The 3517-nt window shown below is 35.8% G+C and carries 6 protein-coding genes and 1 pseudogene; 1 reads left to right on the forward strand and 6 read right to left on the reverse strand.

The genetic code is table 11. The features are described from left to right. From WYK_RS05895 to WYK_RS25985, 4 genes are all read right to left on the reverse strand, one after another. Positions 1 to 242 (reverse strand): family 1 glycosylhydrolase (locus WYK_RS05895; RefSeq protein WP_040373637.1); only part of this gene is annotated, 242 nt, incomplete at its 3' end. A gap of 177 nt (positions 243 to 419) precedes the next feature. Further along, complete coding sequence (locus tag WYK_RS05900; protein WP_040373638.1) at positions 420 to 1064, reverse strand: 2OG-Fe(II) oxygenase; 645 nt, start codon at positions 1062 to 1064, stop codon at positions 420 to 422. A 360-nt stretch (positions 1065 to 1424) separates the two neighbouring features. Next, positions 1425 to 1625, reverse strand: a complete 201-nt coding sequence (locus tag WYK_RS25980; protein ID WP_051387336.1) for a DUF305 domain-containing protein — start codon at positions 1623 to 1625, stop codon at positions 1425 to 1427. Further along, complete coding sequence (locus tag WYK_RS25985; protein WP_152526417.1) at positions 1612 to 1917, reverse strand: DUF305 domain-containing protein; 306 nt, start codon at positions 1915 to 1917, stop codon at positions 1612 to 1614. Before WYK_RS25985 ends, WYK_RS25980 begins: the two co-directional genes overlap by 14 nt. Positions 1918 to 2226: 309 nt before the next feature. Here WYK_RS25985 and WYK_RS25510 point away from each other — a divergent pair. Continuing rightward, positions 2227 to 2445, forward strand: a pseudogene (locus WYK_RS25510) (site-specific integrase); the annotation flags it as partial. Between the two features lie 108 nt (positions 2446 to 2553). Here WYK_RS25510 and WYK_RS05915 read toward each other — a convergent pair. Both WYK_RS05915 and WYK_RS05920 read right to left on the reverse strand, forming a co-directional pair. Beyond that, a complete protein-coding gene (locus WYK_RS05915; RefSeq protein WP_040373639.1) occupies positions 2554 to 2991 on the reverse strand; it encodes a GNAT family N-acetyltransferase in 438 nt (145 codons plus the stop codon). A gap of 318 nt (positions 2992 to 3309) precedes the next feature. Further along, positions 3310 to 3517: GNAT family N-acetyltransferase (locus tag WYK_RS05920; protein WP_040373640.1), on the reverse strand; the 208-nt coding region annotated here is incomplete at its 5' end.

Here is a 3517-nt window from a genome sequence, read left to right on the forward strand (position 1 = left end):
CGCGCCCATGAAAGAGAAAACCGGTACGATTCAAGACCCATCTCAGCCATTAATTGAATATCTTCCTTGTATCGATGATAATGGTCGATCGCTACCTCGCCGTTTGTTCCCTCATACGTCTTTCCAGGAATCTTTGAAAAAACGTCCCAATTGGTTATGCCTTTCCCATCTTCATTCCATGCTCCTTCTATCTGATAAGAAGCAGAAGCCGCTCCGAATATAAAATCATGTGGAAATTTCATATTATAACCTCCGTTTTCATACCAATATATTAAATTCATAGGTACAAATATTAAATTGATTATATACGTTTATTCCATTATTGGCAAACGCTAAAGGGATAATCTTAGGGGATAAAAGAGGAAGGAACTACAAAGAGACGGGAAGAGGCGTTTCCCCGCCTTAATGAAAATATAGTACTATTTTTGTCTTCTCATCCACTGTGTAGCAACCCACTTTTCTCCTGCTATCACTGGGGCTCCACCATGTAACGTTTGTTCGTTGATCTGTTGATCGCTATAGAAATATTCAAAATACACGGCCGTTCCCTTTTTCGGAGATACGGAAAGATTTAGTTTAGGAAAATACGTTTCTCCCCCACTTTCCACATCATTTAAGTAGATAACGATTGTGCTTATCCTATTATTTTGCGCTGCTTTACTTGAAGATGAAAAATAATCATAATGAGCCTTATATTCTTGTCCAGGCGTATATTTTAGAATTTGAATTCCTTCTCCATGTTCAGTGGGTATATTCATAATCAATGAAAGTCTTCTTTCAATTTTGGTAATCATATCATTCTCATTCTCTTCAAAATACATACTGCTGCTCGTTCTCATCTCATTGACTTCACGGGTGGACCCAATCTTCGAACGATTCAATTTATCTTTTGATAAGCTCATCAAGGCGCTACATTCTTCATCACTCAACACATTACCTAAAATGACAACTAGTGGTTCTTCAAATTTAGCTAATATATTAATCTCTCTATCCTCTGTTTTAATTGTATTTCCAATGTGGTTAAAAATAGTTTGTTCTTTCATAATTGATGTAGTACCATCCATTTGTTCCACAACTCCCTAAATATTTAAATTTTCAAACTATTTTATCCGCGTTACCTTATTCCTGTAAGCGTTTTAGCTATGATTATTATACCATGAAGCATCTTCTTTCCAGAAATATCTATCATCTAATCTTGTACTCCATAGATAAAAAACTCCCATCCGCCTTAGCAGATGAGATGAGTTTTAGTGTTTCGACCATCATTAACCGCAATCATTTGTCCGTTATTGTAGCCTGAAGCATCAAACGCTAAGCGATCGATGTTTTCATTTTTTATACCGGAACTTTTCTTCTGTTGTTCTCTAGAGAAAGGAAGAAGCTGACCAAAAAGCTCATTAACGAGCTTTTAGTCAGCTTCTGCTTTATATAGTCTTTAAAAGGTTTTTCATTTCCGTAAGCTGTTTTTGTTGAGTAGTGATAATGTTATCTAGGATTGTTTTCAGTTCAGGATTTTGCGTATATTTCAATATATTCTCAGACATTTTGATTGCACCTTCATGATGCGGAATCAGTTCTTCCAAGAAATCTTTATCTATATTTCCCGTTGTTTTAGCATCTTGCATCGGTAATCATCGTTTTATAGATGTTATTATACGCTTTTAAATAAGCTTCCTCTGCTTGCTTGTTTATTTGCGGATTCATTTTTAGCTTTTCTTTAAGAGAATCCAGTTTCCCAATACCCGCAAGCTGGTCTCTTATAATGGTTGCTGCTAGTTGCTTGACCTGTTCATTATGGCCATATTTCAGGATGTTTTCAGACATTGATACAGCAGCTTCGTGATGCGGAATCATCTCATATAAGAAATCCAGACTTGGATCACCTGGCTTGTACGCCTGTAAGTGCAGTTCCTTCAAATTTATCGGGTCGGGGATCTTTATGATAATAGCTTGTTACAGGTTGAAGACGTTTTACTGAATCTCGTACTTGGACTCTTCTTTCCGGGCAAGATCAGTAAACACAACACCCACCAGATCCCCGCTCTAAAAGGCAAACAAAACAAGATTCTCCGTGTCAAAGAAGGCAAAACTCAAAAAATTCGCGACATCTATATCGCGAATTGCTTCCAGGAGGTTTATGAATACGCTAAAAACGTCCAGAGAGAGCCCCTGTTTATTCCCGTCTCGTAAAGGAGACAGCCCGATTATACCCCTACACAGGCGTACCGGCAGTTAAATAAGGCTGCAGTGTACGCAGGTGTAGAACATGTCGGCAATCATACCTTACTTAAGACGTTTGGTTACTGGTTTTACAAGGCCACAAAGGATATTGCGATGTTGCAGCGAATCCTGCATCATTCCCATCCTTCTGTCACTCTGCTTTATATCAGCATCACCGAAGAAGAAACGAATAACGTATTAAAAATATTTAGCGTCTTTCACTAAGACCAATTATACATTCGTACTGGTCTTTTGACGTCTCTTCTTCAGCTCAAGCACCTGTTAGTTCATTAAGAATTATCATATAAATCTTATTTAATTAGTGTTTTTCATTTATAACGGCAAACTCATAGTAACTGTTCTTATGTTAAAGCCCATTTTTTCGTATAATTTAATAGCTTGGTTCTCTGCAAAAGCACTTAGTCGGACTTCTGAATATCCATCTTGTTTTAGAAAGTCAATGGCAGTTCTTATAAGCCTTTTAGAAATTCCATTCCCTCTAAATTCTTCTATAACAAATAGTTCATAAATAAATCCATTCATCTTATCAGTAAATTGGTCTTTACTTGCCCCTATAAGAACCCAGCCCATTAATTCATCCTCTTCTGTTGCTATTAAATAATAGCTTCCCTTTTCAAGAAGTGGCTCAACAAGTTTTTTGATTTTTTCATTTGTAGGTTTTACTTCACCCAGTGTGCCATCAAAAACAGCTTGTGGTGAAAGTAAAATAACCATTTTAAGTTCGGAGTCATTAGGTTTTCTAATATCCATTAATTAAGTCCAGTCCTTTCAATATTTTTTTATAAAGTTTAACATCCCATTCTATTAATTCCCTTCCAAAGTCTATAATCACGTATGTTTTCTATTCAATTATCCTGCGCCATTAGTTGAAGATAAAGGGAAAATAGCAACTAGTTAACACAAACAGATGTTATCGGTACTAAAAAAGGATCTTCGGTTGGAAGATCCTTTTAGCAATTAAAGCTCCTGATTGATGATTAAAAAATCAATTCTTTTTTATTGATTGTTTTAAAGAATATTTTCCGGTAGATGCTTTTTAGCTGGTATTACTTGAACATGATAATGAAACTAATCTTGATATATTTTTTGAGCTTCATATTTAAATCCATGATACTGATAGTTTTGTTTTTTGTACATTTCTCTAGCTGTATCTTCTCCATCAGCTATTAAGATTACAAGCTTTTCAGGGAATGTTTCCATTACAAATTCTTGTAATTTGCTACCTATTCCTTTATTTCGGAAATTCTCGTCAACAGTTAGGCCATCAATTTCTGCT

The sequence above is a fragment of the Peribacillus psychrosaccharolyticus ATCC 23296 genome (assembly GCF_000305495.1).
Lineage (GTDB): Bacteria > Bacillota > Bacilli > Bacillales > DSM-1321 > Peribacillus > Peribacillus psychrosaccharolyticus.

What these genes read in the sequence shown, in the direction of transcription:
- WYK_RS05900 (WP_040373638.1), bottom strand. Translation starts at nt 1,064, where the DNA reads ATGGATGGTACTACATCAATTATGAAAGAACAAACTATTTTTAACCAC.
- WYK_RS25980 (WP_051387336.1), bottom strand. Translation starts at nt 1,625, where the DNA reads ATGCAAGATGCTAAAACAACGGGAAATATAGATAAAGATTTCTTGGAA.
- WYK_RS05915 (WP_040373639.1), bottom strand. Translation starts at nt 2,991, where the DNA reads ATGGATATTAGAAAACCTAATGACTCCGAACTTAAAATGGTTATTTTA.